Below are 27,000 nucleotides of genomic sequence, written 5' to 3'. Positions count from 1 at the left end.
ATGAGAGTCACGGGGAACTTGCGGAGCGTACGGACACGGCGCGGTCTCGCACTGGCCGTCGCCGGTCTGACCGCGATACCGGCGTTCGTCCTCGGCACCGGCGGCACCGCCCAGGCGGCGTCCTGCACCGCGTCCAAGGGGCCGTACCAGAAGCAGGCCGAGAAGTACCTGCACCTGAAGGTGGACGGCAAGCAGTCGGCCGCCGACTGCAAGGCGATCCGGTCCTTCCAGAGCACTTACGGGGTCACGCCGACCCTCGGTTACGCGGGGCCCATCACCTGGCGCACCATGCAGACGCTCACCGCGCAGAAGGCGGCCGGGAAGACCCCGAACAAGGCCAAGAAGTGCCCCACGAACAAGGGGCGCATCGCGTGCGTCGACCTGACCCGGCAGATCACCTGGATCCAGGACGGCAGCAAGCTGAAGTTCGGGCCGGTGCCGGTGCGGACCGGGCGGGACGGGTACGAGACCCGGACCGGGGCGAAGAAGATCTACTGGAAGCACAAGAACCACGTCTCCACCATCTACAACGTGGCGATGCCGTACTCCCAGTTCTTCGACGGCGGGCAGGCCTTCCACGCGGTGGGCGTGAAGATGTGGAACCCGCCGGGCTCGCACGGTTGCGTCAACATGCGCACCGCCGACGCGAAGTCATACTGGAACCTGTTGAAGAACGGCGACGACGTGTACGTGTACGGGCGCAAGCTCGGGACGTGACCGCTTCTGCTCTTCCCGCCCCCGTTGTCAGTGCACTGCGATAGCTTCCGAAGAGCTGAAGTGAGCGGTGTCACAGCGCGACAGGGGTGAGCGAGAGCGATGACTGATCTGACGGCAACGACGTCGACCGATATCGACAGTCGTCTGGAGGGACACCGGGTCGAGCTGACCGGCTACTGCTACCGGATGCTCGGCTCGGCCTTCGAGGCGGAGGACGCGGTCCAGGACACCCTGGTGCGCGCGTGGCGCAACATCGAGAAGTTCGAGGGACGTTCGTCGCTGCGGTCCTGGCTCTACCGCATCGCGACGAACGTCTGTCTCGACATGCTCAACGCGGGCAACAAGCGGGCCAGGCCCGTCGATCTGTCCGGGCCGACGCCGCTCGCGCAGGCCGCGCTCAACCCACTGCCGGAGAACACCTGGCTGGAGCCGATGCCGGACGGCCGGATCCTGCCGTCGGTCGCGGACCCGGCGGAGGCCGCCGTCGCGCGTGAGTCGGTACGGCTCGCGTTCGTCGCCGCGCTCCAGCATCTGCCGCCGAAGCAGCGGGCGGTGCTGATCCTGCGCGAGGTGCTCGCGTGGAAGGCGAGCGAGGTCGCCGAGCTGCTCGACACCTCGGTCGCCTCGGTGAACAGCGCGCTCCAGCGGGCGCGGGCCACGCTCACCGATCACCAGGGCGATGCCGCGACCGCCGACGCGGCGGACCCGCTCGACGAGGAGCAGCGCAAGCTGCTCGATCGGTATGTGGCGGCGTTCGAGGGCTACGACATGAAGGCGCTGACAGCGCTCCTCCATGAGGACGCCGTCATGACCATGCCGCCGTTCGATCTCTGGCTGCAGGGGCACGACGACATCGCCGGTTTCATGACGTCCATCGGCGCGAGCTGCGCCGGCTCCCGGCTGATCGCCACGTCCGCGAACGGCACCCCCGCGTTCGCGCACTACAAGCCGAACCCGGACGGGCCCGGCTTCGTGCCGTGGGCCGTGCAGGTCATCGACATCCAGGACGGGGCGATCACGGGGATGCACTGCTTCCTGGACACCCCGCGCTGGTTCCCGCTGTTCGGGCTGCCCGATCATCTGGACGCCGATGCCGCGTGACGCGGCGCGCGGTGCGGGGGCTGGTGGCGGCGTGGGTGGTGCTGGCGGCCATCGGCTGGGGCACCACGAAGTGGCTGGGAGAGCCGGCGGCGACCAGCGGGCCCGCTTCCCGTGCTGTCCCGCGTGCGTCGCCCACGACCGACCCCGCCGAGGAGGCCGAGCGGCTGCGCCTGTGGCGGGAGGCGATCTGCGCCGATCCGCACAGCGATATCCCGTATCCCGGGACAGCCCTTAGGGCCGAGGGACACCAGTCCGAGGTCGTCGCAGTGGCCTGCCTGAACGTGGGGTCGCGAAGCAATGCCGCTACGGGCCCGTGAACAGAATCCTGCCGGCACGGCGCGCACGCGTGTACGGCGAGAGCTGCATCCTCGGCTCGGGCGCCGCCACCCGAACACCCCTGCGCCCAGGCCCCGCTCACTCGCCCACGACCGGCACCCGCCCCGCCTCCGCCAGCCCCACCACGTCGGCCAGCCCCACCAGGTCGAGCAGCAGTTGGAGTTCGGGGGGCGTGGAGCGCAGCCGCAGCCGGCGGCCGCCCGCTCTGCGTGCGACCAGCGACAGGCGCGCGATCGCCTCCACCGAGGCCACGTCCGGCTGAACGACCCCGCCCACGTCGCAGTCCACCACGGCGGCCTCTGAGGCGGCGAGGATCGCTTCGAGCTCGGCGCACAGGTGGGGGACACCGGTGCGCGTGAGGCGGCCGGTGATGACGAGAGCGGCCGGCGGCAGGGGATGCATACCAAGGAGACCGGCGCCGCGGCCGGAACTCATCGCGCGTCACGGTACTTCTCAGCTCACGGGGAAGATCCCCGTATCCAGGTCCAGCCCGAACGGCTCGGGCAGCGACAGCTTTCCGCCGTACTCGACCGTGTCCAGCACGCGGTACGTGCCATCGGCCGGGTCCCCGTACAGAGTGGCCGTGGGGCGGCCGGAGTGCCACGGGTCGAGGAGCAGGAAGAGCTCGACGCCGGCCTTCGCGTACCCGTGCACCTTGCCGATGCGGTCGTGGTTGGCGTTCGCCTGCGAGGTGATCTCGACGACGAGCCGCGCCTCCTCGGCCGGTACACGGTTGCCGGGGCCGGTGGCGATGGCGCGCGGTACGACGACGAGATCGGGGATGTAGAGACCCGCGCGGCCGGGCACCGAGACACCGAGGGTCTGGTAGATCCCCCAGTCCTCCGGAATGACGGTGTAGAGCCTGCGCTGCAGCAGTTCGGCCGTGGTGTTGTGGTCCTTGGACGGCGGTGGCGACACAGTGACGATCCCCTCGATGATCTCCACCTTGCAGCCCTCGGGCGCGTCCGTCTCCTCCCAGATCCGGACGAGGTCGTCCCAGTCCTGGCCGTGGCCGGGTGCGGGGTCGACGGTGAGTGCGCTCATGGCGGTCTCCTCTTATCGGTGCGTCACCGAGTCCAGCATGCCGAACGGGACCGGCGGCAGTCCACCGGTCCCGTTCACCCGTACGAGGAAACCGCAGGTCAGGCGATGCGTTCCCGCACCACCGGGGTGGCGGCGAACGGGGTGCCCGACGGGGCGATGTCGTACGCGTCGGGCAGGGCCTTCAGCGCGTACTCGAACTTCTCCGGGGTGTCGGTGTGCAGCGTCAGCAGCGGCTGTCCGGCCGTCACCTCGTCGCCCGGCTTGGCGTGCAGCTCGATGCCGGCGCCGGCCTGGACCGGGTCCTCCTTGCGGGCGCGGCCCGCGCCGAGGCGCCAGGCGGCGACGCCGATGTCGTAGGCGTCCAGGCGGGTCAGGATGCCGGAGGACAGGGCCCTGACGACGTGCTGCTCGCGGGCGACCGGGAGCGTGGCGTCCGGGTCGCCGCCCTGGGCGGAGATCATCCGGCGCCAGACGTCCATCGCGGAGCCGTCCGCGAGGGCCTTCTCCGGGTCGGCGTCCTTGAGTCCGGCCGCGTCCAGCATCTCGCGGGCGAGGGCCAGCGTGAGGGCGATGACGTCCTGCGGACCGCCGCCGGCCAGCACCTCGACCGATTCACGGACCTCCAGGGCGTTGCCCGCGGTGAGGCCGAGGGGGGTGGCCATGTCGGTGAGGAGGGCGACCGTGCGTACGCCGCTGTCGGTGCCCAGCGCGACCATGGTGGAGGCCAGTTCGCGGGCGTCCTCGATGGTCTTCATGAAGGCGCCGGAGCCGACCTTGACGTCCAGGACGAGTGCGCCGGTGCCCTCGGCGATCTTCTTGGACATGATCGAGCTGGCGATGAGCGGGATGGCCTCGACGGTGCCGGTGACGTCGCGGAGCGCGTACAGCTTCTTGTCGGCGGGCGCGAGACCGTCACCCGCCGCGCAGATGACGGCGCCGGTGGTGTCGAGGACGTTCAGCATCTCCGCGTTGGAGAGGTGCGCGCGCCAGCCGGGGATGGACTCCAGCTTGTCGAGCGTGCCGCCGGTGTGGCCGAGGCCGCGGCCGCTGAGCTGCGGCACGGCGGCGCCGCAGGCGGCGACGAGCGGGGCGAGAGGCAGGGTGATCTTGTCGCCGACGCCCCCGGTGGAGTGCTTGTCGGTGGTGGGGCGGGAGAGCGCGTCGAAGTTCATCCGCTCGCCGGAGTCGATCATGGCGGCGGTCCAGCGGGCGATCTCCGTGCGGTTCATGCCGTTCAGCAGGATCGCCATGGCCAGTGCGGACATCTGCTCGTCGGCGACCTCGCCGCGGGTGTACGCGTCGATGACCCAGTCGATCTGCTCGGGGGTCAGCTCGCCTCGGTCCCGCTTGGTGCGGATGACGGAGATGGCGTCCATGTCCTGGAGTCCTTCCGGCCGGTACGTACGTACGCATGAGCACGCATGAGTCCCACTGACTCTACGCGCATAGAGGATCTGGGAGACGCCGGACGGGCCCGCGGTGTGCGGGCCCGTCCGGCGGATGGGGACGAAAAGGTGCTCAGCCGAGGTGCGAGGGCCCGAAGGCCTGCGGCAGCATCTCGTCGAGCGTGCGGAAGCCGTCCGGGGTCTCCAGGACGAGTTCCGGTCCGCCGAACTCGTACAGCAGCTGCCTGCACCTGCCGCACGGCACGAGGATCTCGCCCGAGCCGTCCACACAGGTGAAGTGGGTCAGCCGGCCGCCGCCGGTGGCGTGGAGCTGGGAGACCAGTCCGCACTCGGCGCACAGCCCGATGCCGTACGAGGCGTTCTCGACGTTGCACCCGACGATGGTGCGGCCGTCGTCGACGCGGGCGGCGACGCCGACCGGGTAGCCGGAGTAGGGCGCGTACGCCCGGGACATGGCGTCCCGGGCCGCGGCCCGCAGGGCGTCCCAGTCGGCCCCCTTCACGGCGGCGTCGTCCGCGCCGGCGGTGGGCGTCACTTGCCCTGGCCCTTGCGGTAGCGCATGCCGTCCGCCTTCGGCATCCGCAGCCGCTGCGCGGAGAGCGAGAGCACGAGCAGCGTGACGACGTACGGGGTGGCGCTCACGAACTCCGTGGGCACGGTGTCCGTACCGAGGTACCAGACCAGCACGGCGGCGGCGATGACCGCGCTGACGACGCCCTGAAGGAAGCTCTTGCGGTAGAGCTTCCAGGCGGCGATGCCGGCCAGCACGACCACGAGCAGCAGGAGCAGCGCGTGCACGGACTCGCCGCCGTTGCGCAACTGGAGCGCGTCGGCGAAGCCGAACAGCCCGGCGCCCATGGCGAGTCCGCCGGGACGCCAGTTGCCGAAGATCATCGCGGCGAGACCGATGTATCCGCGGCCGCCGGTCTGTCCCTCGTTGTAGATGTGCGAGGTGACCAGCGAGAGGAAGGCACCGCCGAGTCCGGCCAGGCCGCCGGAGACGATCACCGCGACGTACTTGTACGTGTAGACGTTCACGCCGAGCGATTCGGCGGCCACCGGGTTCTCGCCGCAGGAGCGCAGCCGCAGACCGAAGGCGGTCTTCCACAGGACGAAGAACGTCACGACGAAGAGCACCGCGGCGACGATCGTCAGCAGGGACACGTTGGTGACCAGGCCGCCGATGACGCCGGCCAGGTCGGAGACGAAGAACCAGTGGTGCTTCTCGATCGAGTGAAGCCAGTCGGAGAGGCCCGGGATCGTCACCGAGGTGATCTCGTCGGCGGGCGGTGACTGCTTCGGTGAGCCGCCCTTGGCCGCCGCGTCGCCGGTGTTGAACCAGAGCTTGGCGAAGTAGGTGGTGAAGCCGAGCGCCAGGATGTTGATCGCGATGCCGGAGATGATGTGGTCGACGCCGAAGGTGACGGTGGCGACCGCGTGCAGCAGTCCGCCGAGCATGCCGCCGATGACACCGGCGAGGACGCCGAGCCAGGGGTTGGTCTGCCAGCCGGCCCAGGCGCCGAAGAAGGTGCCCAGGATCATCATGCCTTCGAGGCCGATGTTGACCACGCCGGCGCGTTCGGACCAGAGGCCGCCGAGACCGGCGAGGCCGATCGGCACGGCCATCGCGAGCGCCGCGCTGATCTGTCCGGCCGAGGTGACGTCCTGCGCGCCGGTGATGGCGCGCACCGCGGACAGCGCGAGCAGGACGCCCGCGATGACCAGCAGGATGACGGGGAAGGAGAGACGGGTGCGGCCGCCCTTGCCGCCGGAGACCTTGGGGGCCGCGGGGGGCGGGGTGGAAGTCGCCGTGACGGTCACGCCGACACCTCCTGCTGGTCGGAGTTACGGGCGGCCTGTGCGGCGAGTTCCGCGCCGACCTTGCTCTGCTGGCGCTTGAGTCCGTAGCGTCGGACGACTTCGTAGGCGATGACGACGCACAGGACGATGACGCCCTGGATCACGCCGACGATCTCCTTGTCGTACCCCTCGAACTCCAGCTTTCCGGTGCCGCGCTCCAGGAAGCCCCAGAGCAGTGCGCCGAGCGCGATGCCGATGGGGTGGTTGCGGCCGAGGAGGGCGATGGCGATGCCGGTGAAGCCGATGCCGACCGGGAAGTCGCCGCTGTACTCGTAGCTGTCGTTGAGCAGGGTCGGCATGCCGATCAGGCCGGCGACCGCGCCCGAGATGAGCATCGAGGTGACGACCATCTTCTTGACGTTCACACCGCTGGCCTCGGCCGCCGAGCCGGACTGGCCGACGGTGCGCAGGTCGAAGCCGAAGCGGGTGCGCGAGAGCGTGAACCAGTAGGCGATGCCCGCGACGACCGCGATCACGATGAAGCCCCAGACGGGCGACGGGGTGGTCGGGAACTCGAAGAAGTGCGAGGACTCCGGAAGCGGCTTGGTGGAGATCTTGGTGCCGGCCTCGTCGAGGTGGCCGAGGCGGTTCTGCTGGAGCAGGTAGCCGATGATCGCGGTCGCGATGGCGTTCAGCATGATCGTCGAGACGACCTCGCTGACGCCTCGGGTGACCTTGAGGACACCGGCGATGCCGGCCCACATCGCGCCGACGATCATCGCGGTGAGGATGATCAGCGGGATCGAGAGGGCTCCGGGCAGGGTCAGCGCCCCGCCGAGCGCGGCGGCGAAGAAGGCCGCGAGGCGGTACTGGCCGTCGACGCCGATGTTGAAGAGGTTCATCCGGAAGCCGACGGCCACCGCGAGACCCGCGAGGTAGTACGTCGTCGCCTTGTTGAGGATGTAGACCTGGCTGTCCGACTTCAGGCCGTAGTCGAACATGATGCCGAAGGCGCTGAACGGCTCCTTGCCGGTGGCGGCGAGCACGAGTGCCGTCACCAGGAAGGCGACCACGATCGCGAGTACGGGGGCCGCGATCCCCAGGAGCAGCCGCTCCTTGTCGATCTTCTTCATCGGTCCTCTCCCCCGTCGCGGGGGTCGGTGTCGGTGCCGTCGGTGCCGTCGCTGTCGGCGGCCGGGTCGTCCGGTGCCGGTGAGTCCGCGGGGCGCAGGGACTTCCCCGGGGCCGGGGGCTCCTCCGCCGCGGGCTCCTCGGACGCTTCGAGGTGCCCGCTGGCCGCGCCCGTCATCGCCGAGCCGAGCTCCTCGGGCGTGACGGACGCCGGGTCGGCGTCCGCGACCAGGCGGCCGCGGTACATGACGCGCAGGGTGTCGGAGAGCCCGATCAGTTCGTCCAGGTCGGCGGAGATCAGCAGCACCGCCAGCCCCTCGCGGCGCGCCTCACGGATCTGGTCCCAGATCTGGGCCTGCGCGCCGACGTCCACGCCCCGGGTGGGGTGTGCGGCGATCAGGAGCTTGGGCGCGTGGCTCATCTCGCGGCCGACGATCAGCTTCTGCTGGTTGCCTCCGGAGAGGGAGGCCGCGGTGACCTCGATGCCGGGGGTGCGCACGTCGTACTCGCGCACGATCCGCTCCGTGTCGGCGCGGGCCGCCTTGAGGTCGAGGAAGGCGCCCTTGCTGTTGGGGCGTTCGGTGACGTGGCCGAGGATGCGGTTCTCCCAGAGCGGGGCCTCCAGCAGCAGTCCGTGCCGGTGGCGGTCCTCGGGGATGACGGCCATGCCGTCCTCGCGGCGCTTGCGCGTCGGCGTACGGGAGATGTCGGCGCCGTCCAGGGCGAGCGAGCCCGCGTCCAGGGTGCGCATGCCCATGATCGTGTCGACGAGTTCGGACTGGCCGTTGCCCTCGACGCCCGCGATGCCGAGGACCTCGCCCTTGTGGATGGTGAAGGTGATGCCGTCGAGTACGGCGCGCACCACCCCGTCCGGGTCGGTCGCGGTCAGCCGCAGCCCGTCGGCGGTCAGCATCGGCGTGTCGGTGACGGTCGACTCGCGGGTCTCCGGCGACGGCAGCTCACTGCCGACCATCAGCTCGGCGAGCTGCTTGGTCGTGGTGTGCTGCGGATCGGCGGTGCCCACGGTCGTACCGCGCCTGATGACGGTGATCTCGTCGGCCACCGACAGCACTTCGCCCAGCTTGTGCGAGATGAAGATGACGGTCAGGCCCTCGGCCTTGAGCTCGCGCAGGTTGTCGAAGAGCGCGTCGACCTCCTGCGGTACGAGGACGGCGGTGGGCTCGTCGAGGATCAGGGTGCGGGCGCCGCGGTAGAGGACCTTGAGGATCTCCACGCGCTGGCGGTCGGCGACACCGAGGTCCTCGACCATGGCGTCCGGGCGGACGCCGAGGCCGTAGGCGTCGGAGATCTCCCGGATCTTCGCGCGGGCCCGGTCGCCGATGCCGTACAGCTTCTCGGAGCCGAGGACGACGTTCTCCAGGACGGTGAGGTAGTCGGCCAGCATGAAGTGCTGGTGCACCATGCCGATACCGCGGTCGATGGCGTCACCCGGGTTGGAGAACGTGACCTGATCGCCATCCACCGCGATGGTGCCCTCGTCCGGCTTCTGCATGCCGTACAGGATCTTCATCAGAGTGGACTTGCCGGCGCCGTTCTCACCGACGAGAGCGTGGACGGTGCCGCGGCGCACGGTGATGTCGATGTCGTGGTTGGCCACGACCCCGGGGAACCGCTTGGTGATGCCGCGGAGCTCCACGGCATGAGGACTGCTGGACGCGTTGATGGCGCACTCTCCTTGGCAGGAGCGGAGGGCAAAGGCGGTGGGGCGGAGACGGGAAGGCGTGAGCGGGGGGCGGAAAAAGGTACCGCGCCCGAGCCGGAGCTACGCGCGTAGCGCCACCGAATCGTTGGCCACCTGATCACAGATGGCGGGACCGGGGCCGGTGACCCCGGTGCGGAGGTACGCGATCGGGGCCCGGCCGGGCGGCCGAAGCCGCTCGCCCGGGCCCCGATCGACGGGACGGATCAGGTCGTGGTCTTGACCGTGATGGTGCCGTCGACGATCTTCTTCTTCGCCTCGTCCAGCTGGGTCTGGATGTCCTTGAGGTGGTCACCCGTGGTGGTCAGGCTGACGCCGCCCTTGGCCAGGGAGTACGTCTGCGTGCCGGTCAGCGGCTTGCCGTCCTTGACGGACTTGACCAGGTCGAAGACGCCGGTGTCGACGTTCTTGACGACCGAGGTCAGGATCGAGGCCTTGTACTTGGACAGTGCCGGGTCCAGGGCCTGGTCGGAGTCGACGCCGATGGCCCAGGCGCCCTTCTGGCCGGCGACGGCCTCGATCGCACCGGCACCCGAACCGCCCGCGGCGGCGAAGATGACGTCGATGCCCTTGTCGAGCATGCCCTTGGCGGCGGCCTTGCCCTTGTCGGGGCTGCCGAAGCCGGACAGGTCCGAGCCGGTGGACAGGTACTGGATCTGCACCGTGGCCTTGGGCTTGGTGTCCGTGACGCCCTGCTGGAAACCGGCGGCGAACTTCTTGATCAGCGGGAGGTCCACACCACCGATGAAGCCGACCTTGCCGTCCTTCGACTTCAGCGCGGCCGCGACACCGGCGAGGTACGAGCCCTGCTCCTCGGTGAAGACGATGGAGGCGACGTTCTTCGCGTCGGCGACCGAGTCGACCAGGCCGAAGTTGACCTTCGGGTACTTGGGGGCGATCTTGTCGACCGCGTCCTTGTACGCGAAACCGACGGCGATGACCGGGTTGTAGCCACCCTCGGCCAGCGACTGCAGGCGCTGCTCGCGGTCGGCGGGGGTCTCACCGTTCTTGGCGGTGAGCTCCTTCGTCTGGGCGTCGAACTCGGCCTTGGCCTTGTCCAGGCCGCGGGCGGCGGAGTCGTTGAACGAGTTGTCGCCACGGCCGCCGACGTCGTAGGCCATGCCGATCTTCATCTGGCCGTCGTCGGAGCTGCTGCTCTCGTCCGACGAACTGCCGCACGCGGTGGCGGTGAGTGCGAGAGCTGCGGTGACAGCACACGCGGCGGTGATCTTGGATACCCGGCGCAAGGGAAGGCTCCTTCAAACCTGACCGAAGCGCCTCTTCCGGCGCTGGTTTCGCGGCGATCGTAACGCGCGTAGATGTCAGATAATGACCTGTACGGCAGCCGTTATCGGATCGTCGCGAACCGCGGGTGGCCTGTCCGGTTACGGATGGTTGCCGTCAAGGAGAGCGGAGGCGGTGAAAAGCTCCACCCCGACGGTGATCGCCTCCTCGTCCGCGTCGAAGTTGCCCCGGTGCAGGTCCAGTCCGCGCGTGTCTCCCGGCGTACGCACCCCGAGGCGCGCCATGGCCCCCGGCACATGCTCCAGATACCAGGAGAAATCCTCTCCTCCCAGGCTCTGTTCGGTGTCCTCGATGGCATACGAACCGCGGCGGGCGGACATCGCGCCGGCGAGCAGGTCGATCGCGGCCGCGTCGTTCACCACGGGCGGGACCCCCCGGATGTAGTTGATCACCGTCTTGGCGCCGTACATTCCGGCCACCTCGTCGATCGCGGCGTGCACCAGGTCGGGTGCGTCGCGCCACGCCGTCAGATCCAGGCAGCGAACCGTGCCCGACAGTTCGGCGTGTTGCGGGATCACGTTGCACGCGTGCCCGGTCTCCAGGCGCCCCCACGTCACCGCGAGCCCGGCCCGCGCGTCGACCCGGCGGGCCAGCAGCGCGGGCACCTCGGTGGCGACCTTGGCGGCGGCGGTGACCAGGTCCGTGGTCAGGTGCGGGCGGGCGGTGTGGCCGCCGGGGCCGTCCAGGGACAGCTCCAGGCGGTCGCAGGCGGAGGTGATGGCCCCCACGTGCAGCCCGATCCGGCCCACGTCGACCTTGGGGTCGCAGTGCACCCCGATGATCCGGCCGACGCCCTCCAGCACCCCCGACTCGATCGCGTCGGGCGCCCCGCCGGGCAGCACCTCCTCGGCCGGCTGGAAGATCAGCCGCACCGGGTTGGGCAGCAGCCCCTGCCGGTCCAGCTCGGCGAGCACGAGGCCGGCGCCGAGGACGGTGGTGGTGTGGATGTCGTGCCCGCAGGCGTGCGCCCGGTCGGGCACGGTGGAGCGGTACGGGACGCCCGCCTTCGTGTCCGGGATCGGCAGCGCGTCGATGTCGGCCCGCAGCGCCAGCATGGGCCGCGTCGCCTCGCCCCGCGTACCGACGTCACACATGAGCCCGGTCCCGGTGGCGAGCACCCTCGGCTCCAGCCCGGCCTGCTCCAGCCGGGCCTTGATGGCCGCGGTGGTGCGGAACTCCTGGTTTCCCAGCTCGGGGTGCATGTGCAGATCGCGGCGGAAGGCGATGAGCTCGGCGCGCAGGGATTCGGACAGCGTGCCGGGCAGGGCCGGGTTTCCGGGCAGGTCGGCATCGGTCTCGCGGGACATCAACTGGTTCACCTGTTCAAGGGTAGGCCCCTCCCCCCGCCAACTGGCCACAGATCAACAAAAGTTCAGCCGCATAGAGGAACAAAAGGCGGCGCGGACATGTGTGGTGTGAGAGGGAGGCGGGTAAACTCCGCCGCTTTTCACCCCCGGAGTCTTGCTGTCCGGCCGCCGCACCCACGGCCTGACCTGTGTCCCAGGCGGTGGACTCGAATACACGTACGTTGTACACGTGAACGGTTCCGGTCGGAGCCGTGGGACGAGGGGGGCCTCGGCAGTGCTCGGCGCGGTGGAACAACACGTTCGGTCATGCCCGGAAGGCGGGACGGAGATCCGGACGGACCCCAGGTTCGTGGCGTGGTGCGCCGCCTGCGACTGGAACGTGGACCCGGGGCAGCCCGAGGCGCCGACAGGCCCCCTGGAGATCCTTCGGCACAGGCTGGCCCGGCAGCACGGCGAGAAGCTGCTCGCGGAGGTGACGACGGACGGGCCCCTGCGCCCCGGGCGCGATGCCGCAGCCCTCCTCGCCCTCGTCCTGGCCCTGGCCGTCCACGGCGTCACCGCCGTGCTGCTCGTCGGCGGCCTGCTGCTGGCCGTTCTCGGCTGGGGCGGTGGCCTCCCCGTCCTCGGCGCCCTGTGCCTCCTCGTCGCCTGGTTCCTGCGCCCCCGGTTCGCACGACTGCCGGAGGACGAGCCTGTCCTGCGCCGGGCCGAGGCGCCGGAACTGTTCGCCCTGGTCGACGAGATCGCCGCGACGACGGGGACGACCGGGGTGCACGCGGCCTCGGTCACCGATGCGTACAACGCGAGCGTGTCGACGTACGGCCTCCGGCGCCGACGGCTGCTCTCCATCGGTCTCGGACTCTGGGAGAGCCTCACCACCGAGCAGCGGATCGCACTGCTGGGACACGAGCTCGGCCACTACGCCAACGGCGACACCCGCCGCGGTCTGATCGTCGGGAACGCACTCCGCTCCCTGAACACCTGGCGGTACCTGCTGAGCCCGGTCGAGCACCCCACGCCCGTGGAGGCCGTGTTCAACTTCCTCTATCTGCTTCCCCGTTCCGCGGTCACCGGCGCCCTGATGGCCCTCGACCACCTGACCCTGCGCGCCACCCAGCGCGGGGAATACCTGGCCGACTCCTTCGCCGCCCGGTGTGGGTCCACGGAAGCCGCGGTGGGCATGCTGGACCGGCTGCTGGTCTCCGAATCCGCCACAGCCGCGCTGCTTCGCGAGTCCAACTCTCATCGGACCCGCCGGACCGGAGCCCCGGCAGACAGCAACGCCTCCCGGAACGGCCTGTGGGAACACCTGGCCGCCCACATGGACTCGATTCCGGCAAGCGAGTACGAGCGGCAGCGCCGTTGCGGCGCGCTGCGCGGCCACAGCGTCGACTCCACGCACCCCCCGACCCACCTGCGCCGGGCCCGGCTGCTGGCCACAGCCGCCCTGCCGGCGGCGGTCACCATGGACACCGCGCGCCGTACCGCGCTTCAGGCGGAACTCAAGGGGGCACGGGACACGGTGGCGCGCCGCGTCATGAACGGCCGGTAGCGCCAACGTGGGGTGCACCGCACCCCCCACGGGCCCCCTCAGCCCCGCAGCCCCCGGCGCACCGGGTACAACGCCAGCCCCAGGCACAGGGCTCCGGCCGCCAGCAGGTCCAGGCTCATGGCCATCATGACGATCCCGGCGAGCACCAGCAGCGGGGACCGGCCCGGGACCTCGTCCCGGCGGAAGAACGCGAGCTGGGTGACGAGCGCCAGCAGCCCCAGCCAGAACAGCATCGGCACCACCGTGTAGACGGCCGGCATCACGCCGGGCGCGCCCTGCACCTTCTCGAACATGTCGCTCATGGCCTCCGCGTCCGCCGCGAGGAACCCGACCACCAGGTCGATCACCGCCTGCACCGCCACCGCGGCCGCCCCCAGCAGCCCGATCCCGGCGGCCACCCGGACGCCGGTCCGTCTGCCGCCGCGCACCTGGGCCGGCAGTCGCAGGCCCAGGAACACCGGAACGAAGGCGAGCACTCCGGCCAGGAACAGCAGGTGCGCCACCGACCACCACACCCCGGGGCCGTAGTCACCGGCCGCCTTTCCGATCAGCCGCGCGACGCCGTATCCGGCCATCAGAGCCGGGCCCACGAGAAGCAGCGGCGCTGGGGTTGCCCCGGGGGTGATCGAGTCGCTCTGGCGGTTCGTCACTTCCGTTGTCTGCATGGCTCAATGATCGAATCGCGGCGCCGTCGGCAACTATCGGGGATGCCCCTGGGCCGCCCCTGACCGGGACTCGGGGGCATCCAGGGGTTGCGCTCGGGGTCGGTGCACCGGGCCGCCGGCCCGGCAGGGCGGCGGATCAAGGAGTGCGCTCGGTCCAGTGGTTAGTCCAGTGATTAGTCCACCCTCGTATCCGCCCCTGTGAGGCAGTCGTGGAAGCAGCTCGTCAGTACAACGTCCATGAGGCCAAGACCCACTTCTCGCGCATCCTGGAGCAGGTGGCCACCGGTGAGGAAGTGGTGATCTCCAAGGCGGGAGAGCCGGTCGCAAAGGTAGTGCCGCTGCGCGCCCGGGTGAGGCGGACCGGGCGCGGCTCGCTGCGGGGGCAGATCCGCATCAACGATGTCTTCGACGAACTGCCGGACGACATCGCCGACGCCTTCGGGATGCGTTGATGAAGCTGCTGCTCGACACGCGCGTCGTCCTGTGGTGGCTCGACGACTCCGCCGAGCTCACGGGCGAGGTCAAAGACTTGCTGGACACAGAACCGTCGGTCTTCGTCAGTGCTGTGACGCCATGGGAGGTCGCGATCAAGCAGTCCCTCGGAAAGCTCGAAGGGCCGGACGACCTGCCGGAGCGGGTGCGGGACAGCCAGTTCCTCTCGCTCCCCGTCACCGCCGGACACGGTGTACGGGCGGGCCGGCTGCCTGGACACCACCGCGACCCCTTCGACCGGATACTGATCGCTCAGGCCCGGACCGAGGGGATGACCGTCCTGACCCGGGACAAGTGGATCCCGTCCTACGACGTGCAGGTCATGCCCGTCTGACCGTGGCGGGCCCGTCCGGCCGGTTCACGCCTCCGTGGTCACCGCCGTGACCCGCCACGGTGCCAGCCGCTGGACGTCGCGGGCCGTCTCCGTGACCCCGGCCAGGAAGCCCTGGGCCCTCGGGGACGCCGTTTCGCGGAGCCATTCCGGGGCGATGTCGCAGACCGCGACCTTCACCTCGGTGCCGACCAGGGCCAGCGGCAGGGTGTGGACGACCGTGGAGGGGAAGCTCAGGACCGTGCGGCCGATGGGGCCGCGGCGGGCGATGAGTTCCAGGGGGAGGTCGGGGCGGACGATCTCCAGGCCGGTGGCGGCCTCCAGGGCGTGGAGCTTCTCGGTGGACTCACGGCGGTGGGCGAAGTAGCGGGTGGCGCCGTGCGTACGGGCCAGGGCCGCGACCGCTTCCAGGTACTGCCCGCGGTCGACCACGCCCGTCTCGACCAGCGAGGTGCCGACCAGGTCCGCGCCCTTCGTGAGCAGGGGCGGCCCGAAGCGGGAGCGGGTCCAGGAGAACGTGTTGGGGATGAGGGTGATGCCGGGCGGCGGGATCACCGGCATCGCGGTGAAGAGCTCGACCTCGCGCGCCGCGGACGGGGTGAAGCGGCGGCGGGCGGTGGCGGAGACCGGCGCCAGGGCCAGATCGCGGGGGCCGGCACCGCCGCGGCGGTGCCAGCGCACGAGGCGCTCGCCGCGGGTCAGCAGCGCGACGAACTCCATGGTGGCGGTGCCGTCGTCGACCACGGTGAGCCGGCGGGGGCGGACCAGGGAGAGCAGGAGCTGTACGTACCGGGAGAACGGGTCCCCGATGACGATGTGGTCGGCGTTGCGCACCAGCTTGGTGAGGGCGCGCAGCGACTTCAGGGGGGTGCCCGAGTCGCCGCGCGCCTCCTGCCAGCGCACGGTGATGCCCTCGTCGCGGGCCAGCTCCGCCATCCGGCGCAGCTGACCGCGCGACATCGGGTCGACCGGAGGGAGGACGACGACGGTGACGTCCGCGACGACACGGCCGCCGCCTCCCTCTGTGTAGGCCCACTCCAGGACGTTCAGGAGCTGGACCGGGCTCTCGACGAAGGCGAGGTTCACCGGTCTGCCCGTCAGACCGCGACCGGCTCGGCGGCCTGGGCCGTCTCGCCGCTCTCTGCCACGACGCCCGGGACCCGGCGGAGCTTCTTCATCGGGCCGAGCTCCGACTCGTACACCTTCTTGACGCCGTCACCGAGGGATGCCTCGATGGTGCGGATGTCGCGGACCAGACGCGTAAGGCCCTGCGGCTCGACGGACGCGGCCTGGTCGGAGCCCCACATGGCGCGGTCCAGCGTGATGTGGCGCTCGACGAACGCGGCGCCGAGCGCGACGGCGGCGAGGGTGGTCTGGAGCCCGGTCTCGTGGCCGCTGTAGCCGATCGGGACGTTGGGGTACTCCTGCTGGAGGGTGTTGATGACGCGGAGGTTCAGCTCCTCGGCCTTGGCCGGGTACGTCGAAGTGGCGTGGCAGAGAAGGATGTTGTCCGAGCCGAGGACCTCGACCGCGTGACGGATCTGACGCGGGGTCGACATGCCCGTGGAGAGGATCACCGTGCGGCCCGTGGCGCGCAGCGAGCGCAGCAGCTCGTCGTCGGTGAGGGACGCGGAGGCGACCTTGTGGGCGGGGACGTCGAACTTCTCCAGGAAGGCGACGGCCTCGGTGTCCCACGGGGAGGCGAACCAGTCGATGCCGCGCTCGGCGCAGTGCTCGGAGATGGCCCGGTACTCGGTCTCGCCGAACTCCACGCGGTGGCGGTAGTCGATGTACGTCATCCGGCCCCAGGGGGTGTCGCGCTCGATGTCCCACTGGTCGCGCGGGGTGCAGATCTCCGGGGTGCGCTTCTGGAACTTGACGGCGTCGCAGCCGGCTTCGGCGGCCACGTCGATGAGCTTGAGGGCGTTGTCGAGGTCGCCGTTGTGGTTGATGCCGATCTCGCCGGTCACGTAGACGGGGTGGCCGGGGCCGGCGGTGCGGTTGCCGAGGGTGCGCAGGCGGGAGGTACTCATGAGGGTGTTCCTTACTTACTTGGTGGGGGTGGGAGCGGTGAGGGTGGGGCCCAGCAGCCAGGCCGCGATCTCGCGGATGGCGCCGAAGCCGCCGGGTGTGGTCGTCACGGCGCGCGCCGCGGCGCGGACCGAGTCGTGCGCGCTCGCGACGGCCACGGGCCAGCCGGCGAGTGCGAAGCAGGGGAGGTCGTTGACGTCGTTGCCGACGTACAGGACGCGTTCGGGAGCGATGGACTGTTCGTCGCACCACTGCTTGAGCGCGAGGTCCTTGCGGTCGATGCCGTGCAGGACGGGGACGCGGAGCTTGTGGGCGCGGGCGGCGACGACCGGGTTCTGTTCCGTGGAGAGGATCAGGAGGGGGAGGCCCGCCTTGCGCAGCGCGGCGATGCCGAGCCCGTCGCCCCGGTGGACGGCGACGGTCTCGCGGCCGTCGGAGTCGATGAGGACGCGGTCGTCGGTCTGGGTGCCGTCGAAGTCGAGGACGACGGCGTCGATGTCCTCGCGGGTGGGCAGCGGGGCCGGGTCCAGGAGCGGGGCCAGGGCGCGGGCGCGGGCCAGGTCGTGCGGGTCGTCGATCTCCAGGACCCGGGCCGGGTCGGTGCGCACCAGGGCGGTGTGGCCGAAGAAGCGGTGGCGGTGCGTACGGAATCCGGCCGCGTCCATCGCGTAGGCGGCGCCCGTTTCGAGGAGGTCCTCGGGGCGGTCCTGGCGGCGGGGGCGGACCTTCTTGTCGTGGTTGACGCCGTAGTTGTGGTCCTCGACCGCGCTGCCGTCGCGCCAGAGGAAGCCGTGGAACGGGGCGACGGTGACGGCGGTGTCGGCGCCTTCGCGGGCGACCGCGGCGGCGACGCCGTCGATGTCCTCGCGGGCGACGAAGGGGCTGGTGCACTGGACGAGCAGCACCACGTCCACGGTCCGGCCGTGCTCCGCCTCGTACGTGTCCAGGGCGTGCAGGACGGCGGCCTCGCTGGTCGCGGTGTCGCCCGCGATGGCTTCGGGGCGCTGGACGCAGTGCAGCCGGCCGGCCTCGCCGAGGGCTTCGCCGGCGGCGCGGGCCGCCTCCGCGACGGCCGGGGCGTCGGTCGTCACGACGACGTCGGTGACCTCGCTGGACGCGAGGCAGGCGCGGACCGCGCGGACGACGAGCGGTACGCCGCCCACCTGGGCGAGGTTCTTGGCGGGTACGCCCTTGGATCCGCCGCGCGCGGGGATCACGGCGAGCACGGTGGGCTGCGTCATCGCTGCTCCAGGAAGAGTTCCGGTGGTGGTGTTCACAGCTCGCCCAGCCGTCGGATGACCGGGGCGACCCGCTGGACGCCGTGGCGGTACGCGCCCCGGGCCGCGTCGCGGACCGCGTCGCGCACCGCGCCCCTGACCCCGCCGGTCTCCCTGGGCGCGGCAGCCCCGGGAAGCGGGTGGCCGTCGGGGCCCAGGTGGTGGCGGGCGAGGATGCCGGGGAGGTAGCCGGGGGCGGTGGCGGGTGTGTAGTAGGGCGCGAGGTCCGGCAGCCGGTCCTGCGCCAGCAGGGCGGCGACCCGGGCGCGGGCGGTGTCGTAGGCCGTGGCGTACGTGCCGTCGGCGGCGACGCCCTGGCCGGCCAGCCACTCGGCGTCGGGCTCGGGGTGGGCGCCGCCGTCGAGGTGGTCCCAGGAGGTGAGCAGGCCGGAGCCGGTGAAGTGGTGGTTGCCGAGGGTCTCGCGGACCCCGAGGTCGGTGAGGACCGCGGTGGGGATGCGCCGGTGCAGGGACTCCAGGGCGGCGGTCGAGGAGACGGTGACCAGGAGGTCGGTGCGGTCCAGGACCTCGCCCATGTGCCCGTACACGAGGCGGAAGTTGGGCGGGAGCCCGCCGGGCAGCTTATCGGCGAGGCGCTGGTAGGGGAGTTCCTCGATGTGCGTGGTGTGCTCACCGGGCTTGGAGCGCAGTTTGAGGAGCACCTCGCGCTTGGGGTGCAGCCTGGCGTGCTCGACGAGCCGGCGCAGCAGGTACGTACGGTCGGCGCGGGACGCCGGTACGGAGGGCTGGGCGGCGAACACGACGGTGTCGCGGCCCTGTTCGGGGGTGTGCGGGGCGCCGCCGAGGAACGGCAGGGCGGCCTCCGTGACGGCCGAGGCGTCGGCGCCCACCCCCTCGTACACCGCGCGGAAACGCTCCGCGTCGTGGCGGGAGTTGGCGAGGACGACGTCGGCGCCGTGCCGCAGCAGCAGGCCGTCGGCGAGCTTCTCGTAGACGACGCCGACGTAGCCGGTGACGACGACGGGCCGGGCGGGCAGCCGGAGTGCGGCGAGGCCGTGCACCATGGCCTGGACGGCGCCGCCGACGAGGGCGAGGACCACGAGGTCGTATCCCTCGTCGCGCACGAGGCGCAGGAACTCGACGGCCGTGACCTCGCGCACCCGGTCGGTGTCGATGCCGACGTCGCCGACCTCGGCGAGCTGGCGGGGCGTCGGGGTCGCCCGGCCGCGCAGCAGCAGTCCGCTGATCTCCGTGCGGGGCCCGGACACGCCGCCGTCACCCGTGGTCAGCCGGCGCGCGGTGAGCGCGCCCCATTTCCATCGGGTGTCGGAATCGGCGAGTACGGCTACCCGGAGGGCGCTCGTCTTTTCGGTACGTGGGGGCACGTCCCAGACGTTAGGAAGGCCCGGGGGTCGACAGCCCAACGCGACAGCAACAAAGGGTTAACAGCCCGCCGACGATTGCCGAACCGGCCGACCCGGTTGTTGAAAAGGGAAGAAGAGTTTCCCCGCGGGCCTCCTGATTAACGAATCCGACGGGCGCCGTTCACCTGCCGTCCGCACAGCCGACAGGACGAATGCCCGGCCCGGAACTAGCGTGATGCGGGTGGTTAAGCTCTCCGTCATCGTGCCGTTCTACAACGTGCAGACATACGCGCCCGACACCCTCAGAAGTCTGCTGGCGAACGCCCGCGAGGACTTCGAATTCATTCTCGTCGACGATTGCTCGACCGACGGGACCGCGGACATTCTGCACCGCGCCCAGGAGGACATTCCGGGGGTGGTGGTGCTCAGACACGAACAGAACGGCGGCCTGGCCACCGCGCGCAACACCGGTCTGGACGCGGCCCGCGGCGAGTACCTCACCTTCCTGGACGGCGACGACTGGCTGGCGCCCGGCTACTACGCCGAACTCGTGGCCCGCGCCGAGAGCCTGGACTGCGACTTCGTCCGTACGGACCATGTCCAGGCCCACGGCCGGGAGCGCACCCTGCAGCGCGCGCCGCACGGGCTCAGGGACGTGCCCCTGGACCCCCGCGCGGCGATCCTGCCCGCCACCCGGTCCACGATGGTCGACTACCCGTACGCCTGGGCCGGGATCTGTCACCGCCGGCTGCTGGACCGCGGACTGCTGCACTTCACGGACGGGCTGCGCACGGCGGAGGACCGGCCGTGGATCTGGCGGCTGCACCGGCAGGCGGAGTCCTTCGCGGTGGTCGGAATGCTGGGCCTGTTCTACCGGCGCGGGGTTTCCACCTCGCTGACCCAGATCGGGGACGTACGCCAGCTCGATTTCATCCGGGCGTTCGACCAGGTCGTACGGGAAACGGCCGAGGACCGTGACGCGGATTCCCTGCTGCCGAAGGCCGTACGGACCTATTGCGCCGTCATTTCTCATCACGTCAACTCGATCGAAAGGTTCGAACCCTCCGTGGCCCGGACATTGAAGTCGCTCAGCTCGGCGGCCCTGAAGCGCATGCCGCAACAGGTGCTCGACGAGGCACTGGACTCGATGGACGGACAGCGCGCGACGCTGCTGCGCCGGCTGCGCCGCCGGCCGCAGGCCGCGAAGGAGACCGCTGCCGCATGAGCACCACCGTGCGCACCACGCGCATCTTCGCCGCCTCCACTCTCTACGGTGTCGCCACGCTGGCCGCCGCGATGGACGCGGGCCGCTTCGAGCCCGCCGACCGCTCGCTGCTCCTGCTCTGCAACAACGCCTCGATCCCCGAGACCTCCCCGTCCGTCGACACGATGCCGGGCTTCGACGCGCTGCGCGGCCGCTTCGACGGCGTGCTGTCCTGGAACGAGGCCATCGCGCCCTTCCACCCCGGCCTCTGGGCACCCCGGATCGACGACGTGCCGCTGTGGGAGCGCCATCTGCGGCTCGCGTGGGGACTCGGCGACGACCGCGTCGAGCTCGTCGTCGAGTCGATCCAGGTCAGCCCGGCCCTGTCGATCTGCCAGATCTTCACCGCCGCGCCGATCGACGTGTACGCGGACGGCCTGATGAGCTACGGCCCGACCCGGAACAAGATCGACCCGCTGATCGGCACCCGGGTGCGCCGGCTGCTCCATCCCGATCTGGTGCCCGGGCTGAAGCCCCTGCTGCTCACGGAGTTCGGCGTCGAGCCGGAGACGCTGAGCACGGACCACCTCCTGAAGGTCTTCGCCGAGCTGGCCGACATGCCGGTCGCCGTTCCGCCCGTGGAGGCGCCCGCGCTGCTGCTCGGCCAGTACCTCTCGGCGCTCGGACTGATCGAGGCGGAGCAGGAGGAGCAGCTGCATCTGCGGATGATCCGGGGCGCCGTCGCACTCGGCCACACCCAGCTGGTGTTCAAGCCGCATCCCACCGCGCCGGAGCAGTGGGGGCAGGCGATGGCGACGGAGGCACGCACGCTGGGCGCCGAACTGACCGTCCTGGAGCGCGGATCGGGCGACGCCGGCACGTCGGGCGCCTCCCTGCTCGCGGAGGTGCTGTACCAGCGGATGCGGCCGGCGCTGGTCGTCGGCTGCTTCTCCACGGCTCTGCTGACGGCGGCCGCGTTCTACGGGCTGCCGGTCGCCAGGACCGGCACGGAGCTGCTGCTGGACCGGCTCGCCCCGTACCAGAACAGCAATCGGGTGCCGGTGACGCTGGTCGACGCGCTGCTGCCGGACCTGGGTGACGCCGAGGCCGTACGCGGATGGTCGCCGCCCTCCGCGGAGCAGGTGGCCGAGCGCGTCTCTCCGCTCCTCACGGCGGTGGGCTTCGCGATGCAGCCCCAGATCTACCCGGACCTGCGCCCGGCGGCCGAGGGCTATCTCGCGCATCATCTGAACGACCGCACCCGGCGCTACTTCAAGCGCCGCCGCCTGACCACGCTGGCCCTGCCGGGGGGGGTCCCCGCCCAGCTCGCTTTCATCCCGCGCAGCCCGGCCCTGCGGAAGGTGGCGCGCCGGGCACGGGCGTTGAAGCGGGCGGCGTTGGGGTGACAGCCGGGCCCGCCGGCCCGGGTCGGGTCGTGCCCCGCAGGACAGTGTTGTCCGTCTCGTCATGTGACGGCCACTCCATCACCGCGCGGCGGCGCATAGCCTTCGCCGAGTCATCTGTTCAGCGGGGCGGGCGCCGGCCGCACCGACCCGCATCGCGACAACCGGGGGCATTGTGAAACCTGTCCGACTGTGGACAATCCGCGTGAGCACGGTGTGCGCCGGGCTCGCTCTGGCTGCCGGACCGGTGGCCGCGCCGGCCCTGGCAGACTCGTCGCGGCCCGCGGCTGCCGCGCGGACCACGGCCGCGCCCGCACCCGCGCCGACCGGTCTCGCCTACGCGTACGACACGGTCAGCCAGAGCGTGACGGTCACCTGGGCGCCCAAGGACGCCGCTGACTCGCTCACTCTGAACTACCGCCCCGGCTTCTGCGGCCCGACACCGACGGAGCCGTGCTTCGTCTCCAACCAGGTCATCACAGGCACCTCGTTCTCGTTCCGACGAGCGCCGGGAACCCCTGCGTACGTCAAGGTCTATGCCGAGAACGCCGGCCACCAGCTCACCGGTTCCGCGGTGCTGGTCGTCACCACCTGAGCGTCGAGGGCACACGCACGAGGCCCCGTCCGGTCACTCGATCCGGACGGGGCTTCGCTGTCGGGGTCCACGGCGGGTGGGCCGGCCGGCCCACCCGCCCCTCCCGCCGTACCGTCAGACGCGGACGCCCGCCCGGATGAGCCGCAGGTCCGCCGTGTTCGCCTCGGTGACCTTCCACAGTTCCTGCTGCCGGCCGTGCACATCGGCCACCGCCGCCGCGTGGTCGTCGAGCAGCCCGGCCGCCCGTTCCACGAGCCGCGCCCCGAGGTGCCGGTCATGGACGGAGATGCCCCACTCGGGCCGTTCGATGTCGGCCAGGAAGTACGCCATCTTCGGGTGCGAGATCAGGCTGATGATCGGCGTGCCGCAGCCGAACGGGATCATGCCCGCGTGCCCGCGCATCCCGATGACCAGCTTGGTCCGGGCGTACGTGTCACGGATCTCGTCGTTGCCGAAGTCGTACATCGGGATGACCGGCAGCGCGATGCCGTGCTCGCGCCGCAGGTCGAAGGCGATCCGTTCGTCGTCCAGCGAGTGGGCGACGCACATGACCTCGGCGTGGGCGCCGAGCCCCTTCACCGCGGTGGCCATCTCGGCGAGGAAGTGCGCGTAGTCGTGGCCGAAGCGGAGCCCCGAGCGGTCGTACGCGGCGTTGACCAGCACGGTGTCCTCGCGCTGCGCGGGGTCGGTCCAGCCGTCCACCAGCTGCCGGGTGACCGTGGTCGGGCAGGGCTGGAATCGGACCTTGTCGTGCAGGGACGGCGGCAGCAGCTCGCGGACCTTCTCGATCGAGCCGTGGTTGCGCAGCCCGAAGAACGAGGAGCGCTCGACCAGTCTGCGCAGCGAGGACAGGAACCGGTCGCGGCCGTGCCCGTACGCCTGGCCGTCGAAGGCGTTGAACCCGACCGCGTACACCATGACGGGTACGTCGATCCGGTCCAGCATGTCGTCGGGGACGTTCCACTGCCAGCCGCTGTTGCCGTTCGGGGCGGTGTCCGGGATGAAGAGCCCGCCGCCGCCGATGACGAGTCCCTGACGGGCGTTGACGCGTTCGAGCGCGGCCTCGTCGAACAGGCGGTGGGCGTGGACGGAGTGCCAGCGGTCCGGGCCGGTGTCACGGCCGAAGGCCAGCCGGACGCTCTCCGGGAGCAGCTTGTCGCCCGCGTTGCCCTGCCGGTCCATGTAGAACGCGACGTGGGCGAGTTGCTGGTCGGCCGGCCCCTCCACGGGTGTTTCGGCGTCCCTGGTGCGCTTGTACATCAGCCGGTTCGCCCGGTGGGTCGGGTCGACGCCGAGCCCTTGGAGGGCGTACTGCGCGGCGGTGGCGTCGTCGCCGTGGATCCAGGCGATCTGGGCGAGGCGCGAGAAGGCGGTGGCGGCCCGGTTGGGGGCTGCGGCCGCCAGCAGGAGCTGGACGCGGGCCTCCTCGTAGCGGGAGACGCTCAGCAGCGCGTTGCCGAGCACCTCGTGCGGCCAGGCCTCGTCGACGGGGATCCGGACCCCGCCGAGCAGGTCGGCCGCCTCCTGGTACTCACCGGCGCCGATGTGTGCGGCGGCGACCTTGCGGGCGCTCTCGGGGTCGGTGGTGCGCCGGACGTGCGGGGTGCCGTAGTGCACCAGCAGGTCGTGGTGCTTGGCGCCGGGCAGCGCCAGGTACGCGGCGTGGAACGCGGCGTCGGACAGCTCGAACTCGCGCCAGCGGTCCTCGGCCCGGCCGTAGCCGGCCTCGCCGCCCTGCCACGGCTTGTGCCGGCCGGTGAAGTGCAGGATCGCGGTGGTGTCGGGCACCGGGAGGTCGCCGGAGAGCCGCCGCTTGACGAAGTTGTAGCGGGCGTCGAGCTGCACGAAGTCGCCGTCGAGCACGGCGTTCAGGATGCCCTGGTCGTGCTTGTCGAGTTCGTAGGTCCCCTTGCGGCCGACTTCGTCGATCCTCGCGCAGAAGGGGTCGCTCAGGTACTCGCGCTGGATGACCAGCAGTCCGCTGTTGAGCTTGTGCTGCCCGTAGAAGAACTGGGGGACGGCGGCGAGGCCGTCGCGCAGCTTCAGCAGGTCGCCCAGATCGCCGAGGACCACCATGTCGGTGTCCAGCGTGATCACGGTGTCGTAGTCGCGCACCCGGAAGACGTCGAGGATGAAGTAGGCCTTGCGCACCAGGTAGTTGTCCTGGTCGCCCTTGGCGTACGTGTCGTAGTGCGCGGCGTCGACCCGGCGGAAGTCGATGCGCGGGTGAAGTGCCCGGATCTGCGCCACGGAGGCGGGGCGCAGGCCGTCGTGCAGGACGATGAAGTCCTCGCAGACCGCCGGGTTGGACAGGGCGAGGCTGCGCAGCAGGGTGAGGAAGCCGGGCAGGTAGTTCTCGTCCACGAAGCTCGCGAAGGCGACGCGGCGTTTGCCGGTGAGCGCGTTGGCGGGGGCGCGTGGTGCGGGCGCGGTAGGGGGCGTCGTCGTCATCGCAGTCGGATCCTCGTATCGGTGACGCTCTGGGCGCGTTCCATGACCCACGCCTTTTCGCTGGTGTACTCGTGGACGGAGGTGATGGGCATCTTCATCGCGGCGGGCAGCCGGTAGGCGCCGCTCTCGTAGAAGTCGAAGCCGATCAGGTCCAGTTGCGGGCTGACGTCCAGGTGGTCCAGCAGCCACAGCATGTTGAAGCCGCTGGTGGGGATGGCCGGCCAGACGTCCGTGCCGACCCTGCCGATGTTGCGCAGCGGCCAGCGCAGGGACTCGTCACCGAGGTACTGCTGGGCGCCGGGCACGAGGCGGTTGCGCAGCGAGTACTTCCAGTCGCCGGAGATCCCGCCGAAGACCAGCCGGGTGTGGACCTTCTGGTCCCAGTTGAAGCCGTGCTTGTGGATGGTGGCGTGGATGTCGGTGCGGCTCCCGGTCGCCGCCGGGTCGATCCGGTACGAGTTGAAGCGGACGACCAGGTCGTACGCGTCGATCTCGGCGCCCAGCGAACCGGTGCCGACTCGCTGGGAGTTGGCGATCAGACAGATGGACTTGCCCGCGATGCGGTTACGGAACTCCCCGAGCGTCGTCCATTCGATCCCGCCGAACGTGGGGTCGTCGACCGGGCCGCGCATCCGGACCCGGCGCTGACCCGCGTAGAGCTCCATGAGTTCGGCGAGGGCGGTGAGATCTCCGCTGCCCGCGGTGGTGCGGGGGCCGCCGCCCCCGGGCGCGCCGCCGGCCTCCAGCGCGAGTCCGACGTACTGGCTGAGCGCCTCCTGGATCTCCGGCACGGGCGCACCGGACCGGTCCTGGGCCAGCAGCACACCGATCAGCCGGGACCGTGCCCGGTTCCAGTCGCCGCGCCCGTGCAGCGCCAGGCCCTCGGCCCAGGTGTCGGTGACGGACCCTCCGGCGAACGCCGCGGCCTCGGGGCAGCCCTGTTCCAGTCTCCGCAGCAGTTCGCTCTGGTACTCCGCACCGGCCCGCAGCCCGGCCGTCTTCGCCGCGACTCCGAAGCCGTCCTCGTCGGTGAGGGCGAGGTAGCGCTCGTACGCCTCGACGGCGTCGCTCTCCGCGCCCATCGCCTCCAGGACACGCGCCCGCAGCCGCCAGGCCGCCCGCGACTTCCTGCGCTGGGTCAGCACGGCGTCGGTGACCAGGACGGCGAGCTTCAGCTCGTCCTCGTAACCGCAGTCCAGCGCCTTGGTGCCGACCGCGAGCAGCGGGTCGAGCAGCTGGTCGCCGAGAACCAGCGCGGCCCCCGGCCCGCCTTTGCCCGCGCGCCGCAGCAGCGGGAGCGGGGAGGCCGCCTCGGCGGACGGCTGCTCCATGATCGCGTGGGTGGCCAGCAGGTTCCGCAGGGCCTCGGCGAGCGCCGTGCGCCGCCGGTCGAGCCCGGCGACCAGCTTCCCGCTGTGCGCGGCGCAGGCCCGCAGGCAGGTCTCCAGTTCCGTCGGGCGGACGGCGGCGAGGGAGGGTGTGCCGCCGTCGGGCGGTGTCGGTTCCTCCGCGTCACGCTGCCGTGGCCAACGGGTGCGGGCTTTCGTCATGGCGCTCCAAGCGTCTGCTGCCCGTGGGGGGAAGGGGCGTAGGGAGGGAAGGATGTACGGATGTTCGTCACCCGTTCGTGGTTCCGTAGCACGCTAGGAAACCTGAACGGCCGCAAGGTGAACTCGCCCTGTCAGCCCGGAAAACTGCCGCCCTCCGTCCGTGGGCACCGCCCCGCGGGCCCGTCACCCGCCTGCTCGCCGGCGGCCGTTCCGCGTGCCCGGCTGTCGTTCCCCGTGCTCGTGGCCCGCCGTACGGA

Annotated in this window: 25 protein-coding genes; 9 read left to right on the top strand and 16 right to left on the bottom strand. The window is 71.0% G+C overall.

What is annotated here, in order from left to right:
• The 3 genes from ACGFZA_RS02180 to ACGFZA_RS02170 all read left to right on the top strand — a co-directional run bounded on the left by ACGFZA_RS02180 (nt 1) and on the right by ACGFZA_RS02170 (nt 2,135).
• Nucleotides 1–717: a L,D-transpeptidase family protein gene (locus ACGFZA_RS02180; RefSeq protein ID WP_393676553.1), complete on the top strand. Its 717-nt coding sequence runs from the start codon at nt 1–3 to the stop codon at nt 715–717.
• Between the two features lie 99 nt (nt 718–816).
• Nucleotides 817–1,818, top strand: a complete 1,002-nt coding sequence (locus tag ACGFZA_RS02175; RefSeq protein ID WP_393676551.1) for a sigma-70 family RNA polymerase sigma factor — start codon at nt 817–819, stop codon at nt 1,816–1,818.
• Complete coding sequence (locus ACGFZA_RS02170) at nt 1,815–2,135, top strand: hypothetical protein (RefSeq protein ID WP_393676549.1); 321 nt, start codon at nt 1,815–1,817, stop codon at nt 2,133–2,135. The genes ACGFZA_RS02175 and ACGFZA_RS02170 overlap by 4 nt, the downstream gene beginning before the upstream one ends.
• A 97-nt stretch (nt 2,136–2,232) precedes the next feature.
• On the opposite strand, the gene ACGFZA_RS02165 is transcribed toward ACGFZA_RS02170, so the two are convergent.
• The 9 genes from ACGFZA_RS02165 to ACGFZA_RS02125 form a co-directional block, all read right to left on the bottom strand.
• Nucleotides 2,233–2,589 (bottom strand): STAS domain-containing protein, encoded by a 357-nt coding sequence (locus ACGFZA_RS02165; RefSeq protein ID WP_385284885.1) that lies wholly within the window; start codon nt 2,587–2,589, stop codon nt 2,233–2,235.
• Between the two features lie 18 nt (nt 2,590–2,607).
• Nucleotides 2,608–3,198, bottom strand: coding sequence for a Uma2 family endonuclease (locus tag ACGFZA_RS02160; protein WP_385284883.1), 591 nt, complete (start codon nt 3,196–3,198; stop codon nt 2,608–2,610).
• A gap of 98 nt (nt 3,199–3,296) precedes the next feature.
• Entirely contained in the window at nt 3,297–4,574 is a 1,278-nt protein-coding gene (locus ACGFZA_RS02155) for a thymidine phosphorylase (RefSeq protein WP_393676546.1), read from the bottom strand.
• 142 nt (nt 4,575–4,716) lie between these two features.
• On the bottom strand, nt 4,717–5,139 hold the full coding sequence (locus ACGFZA_RS02150; protein WP_385284879.1) for a cytidine deaminase: 423 nt from the start codon (nt 5,137–5,139) through the stop codon (nt 4,717–4,719).
• Nucleotides 5,136–6,425: an ABC transporter permease gene (locus ACGFZA_RS02145; protein ID WP_385284877.1), complete on the bottom strand. Its 1,290-nt coding sequence runs from the start codon at nt 6,423–6,425 to the stop codon at nt 5,136–5,138. The genes ACGFZA_RS02150 and ACGFZA_RS02145 overlap by 4 nt, the downstream gene beginning before the upstream one ends.
• Nucleotides 6,422–7,537: an ABC transporter permease gene (locus tag ACGFZA_RS02140; RefSeq protein WP_385284875.1), complete on the bottom strand. Its 1,116-nt coding sequence runs from the start codon at nt 7,535–7,537 to the stop codon at nt 6,422–6,424. Before ACGFZA_RS02140 ends, ACGFZA_RS02145 begins: the two co-directional genes overlap by 4 nt.
• Nucleotides 7,534–9,192 (bottom strand): ABC transporter ATP-binding protein, encoded by a 1,659-nt coding sequence (locus tag ACGFZA_RS02135; RefSeq protein ID WP_393676543.1) that lies wholly within the window; start codon nt 9,190–9,192, stop codon nt 7,534–7,536. The genes ACGFZA_RS02140 and ACGFZA_RS02135 overlap by 4 nt, the downstream gene beginning before the upstream one ends.
• Nucleotides 9,193–9,461: 269 nt before the next feature.
• On the bottom strand, nt 9,462–10,502 hold the full coding sequence (locus tag ACGFZA_RS02130; RefSeq protein ID WP_385284871.1) for a BMP family protein: 1,041 nt from the start codon (nt 10,500–10,502) through the stop codon (nt 9,462–9,464).
• 138 nt (nt 10,503–10,640) lie between these two features.
• Complete coding sequence (locus ACGFZA_RS02125; RefSeq protein ID WP_393677608.1) at nt 10,641–11,867, bottom strand: amidohydrolase; 1,227 nt, start codon at nt 11,865–11,867, stop codon at nt 10,641–10,643.
• Between the two features lie 349 nt (nt 11,868–12,216).
• Here ACGFZA_RS02125 and ACGFZA_RS02120 point away from each other — a divergent pair, with 349 nt between their 5' ends.
• Nucleotides 12,217–13,419, top strand: a complete 1,203-nt coding sequence (locus ACGFZA_RS02120; RefSeq protein ID WP_393676541.1) for a M48 family metallopeptidase — start codon at nt 12,217–12,219, stop codon at nt 13,417–13,419.
• Nucleotides 13,420–13,457: 38 nt separating this feature from the next.
• Here the strand turns inward: ACGFZA_RS02120 and ACGFZA_RS02115 are convergent, their stop codons facing one another.
• Nucleotides 13,458–14,084, bottom strand: coding sequence for a hypothetical protein (locus ACGFZA_RS02115; protein WP_393676539.1), 627 nt, complete (start codon nt 14,082–14,084; stop codon nt 13,458–13,460).
• A gap of 209 nt (nt 14,085–14,293) precedes the next feature.
• Between ACGFZA_RS02115 and ACGFZA_RS02110 the strand changes: the two genes are divergently transcribed.
• Nucleotides 14,294–14,536 (top strand): type II toxin-antitoxin system Phd/YefM family antitoxin, encoded by a 243-nt coding sequence (locus ACGFZA_RS02110; protein ID WP_393676537.1) that lies wholly within the window; start codon nt 14,294–14,296, stop codon nt 14,534–14,536.
• Nucleotides 14,536–14,910: a type II toxin-antitoxin system VapC family toxin gene (locus ACGFZA_RS02105; RefSeq protein WP_393676535.1), complete on the top strand. Its 375-nt coding sequence runs from the start codon at nt 14,536–14,538 to the stop codon at nt 14,908–14,910. Before ACGFZA_RS02110 ends, ACGFZA_RS02105 begins: the two co-directional genes overlap by 1 nt.
• Before the next feature lie 24 nt (nt 14,911–14,934).
• Here ACGFZA_RS02105 and ACGFZA_RS02100 read toward each other — a convergent pair whose 3' ends face one another.
• The 4 genes from ACGFZA_RS02100 to ACGFZA_RS02085 are packed head-to-tail and all read right to left on the bottom strand — an operon-like array spanning nt 14,935 to nt 19,561.
• Nucleotides 14,935–15,993, bottom strand: coding sequence for a hypothetical protein (locus tag ACGFZA_RS02100; protein ID WP_385284861.1), 1,059 nt, complete (start codon nt 15,991–15,993; stop codon nt 14,935–14,937).
• 11 nt (nt 15,994–16,004) lie between these two features.
• Nucleotides 16,005–16,940: an N-acetylneuraminate synthase family protein gene (locus ACGFZA_RS02095; RefSeq protein WP_148020346.1), complete on the bottom strand. Its 936-nt coding sequence runs from the start codon at nt 16,938–16,940 to the stop codon at nt 16,005–16,007.
• A 15-nt stretch (nt 16,941–16,955) separates the two neighbouring features.
• Nucleotides 16,956–18,179 (bottom strand): cytidylyltransferase domain-containing protein, encoded by a 1,224-nt coding sequence (locus ACGFZA_RS02090; protein ID WP_393676532.1) that lies wholly within the window; start codon nt 18,177–18,179, stop codon nt 16,956–16,958.
• Between the two features lie 32 nt (nt 18,180–18,211).
• A complete protein-coding gene (locus ACGFZA_RS02085) occupies nt 18,212–19,561 on the bottom strand; it encodes a DUF6716 putative glycosyltransferase (protein WP_393676530.1) in 1,350 nt (449 codons plus the stop codon).
• A gap of 220 nt (nt 19,562–19,781) precedes the next feature.
• Here ACGFZA_RS02085 and ACGFZA_RS02080 point away from each other — a divergent pair, with 220 nt between their 5' ends.
• The 3 genes from ACGFZA_RS02080 to ACGFZA_RS02070 all read left to right on the top strand — a co-directional run bounded on the left by ACGFZA_RS02080 (nt 19,782) and on the right by ACGFZA_RS02070 (nt 22,742).
• Nucleotides 19,782–20,765 (top strand): glycosyltransferase family 2 protein, encoded by a 984-nt coding sequence (locus tag ACGFZA_RS02080; protein WP_393676528.1) that lies wholly within the window; start codon nt 19,782–19,784, stop codon nt 20,763–20,765.
• Nucleotides 20,762–22,150 (top strand): polysialyltransferase family glycosyltransferase, encoded by a 1,389-nt coding sequence (locus ACGFZA_RS02075; RefSeq protein ID WP_393676526.1) that lies wholly within the window; start codon nt 20,762–20,764, stop codon nt 22,148–22,150. The genes ACGFZA_RS02080 and ACGFZA_RS02075 overlap by 4 nt, the downstream gene beginning before the upstream one ends.
• A 202-nt stretch (nt 22,151–22,352) precedes the next feature.
• Nucleotides 22,353–22,742, top strand: a complete 390-nt coding sequence (locus tag ACGFZA_RS02070; RefSeq protein ID WP_393676524.1) for a hypothetical protein — start codon at nt 22,353–22,355, stop codon at nt 22,740–22,742.
• A 114-nt stretch (nt 22,743–22,856) separates the two neighbouring features.
• On the opposite strand, the gene ACGFZA_RS02065 is transcribed toward ACGFZA_RS02070, so the two are convergent.
• Nucleotides 22,857–25,193, bottom strand: coding sequence for a glycosyltransferase (locus ACGFZA_RS02065; RefSeq protein ID WP_393676521.1), 2,337 nt, complete (start codon nt 25,191–25,193; stop codon nt 22,857–22,859).
• Entirely contained in the window at nt 25,190–26,743 is a 1,554-nt protein-coding gene (locus tag ACGFZA_RS02060; RefSeq protein ID WP_393676519.1) for a hypothetical protein, read from the bottom strand. Before ACGFZA_RS02060 ends, ACGFZA_RS02065 begins: the two co-directional genes overlap by 4 nt.
• Nucleotides 26,744–27,000: the final 257 nt, after the last annotated feature.

Origin of the sequence: Streptomyces sp. NPDC048211 (genome assembly GCF_043202315.1) — a bacterium.
Taxonomy (GTDB): domain Bacteria; phylum Actinomycetota; class Actinomycetes; order Streptomycetales; family Streptomycetaceae; genus Streptomyces.
The sequence above is the reverse complement of the archived record's forward strand: the minus strand, read 5'-3'. Positions and strand labels throughout refer to the sequence as shown.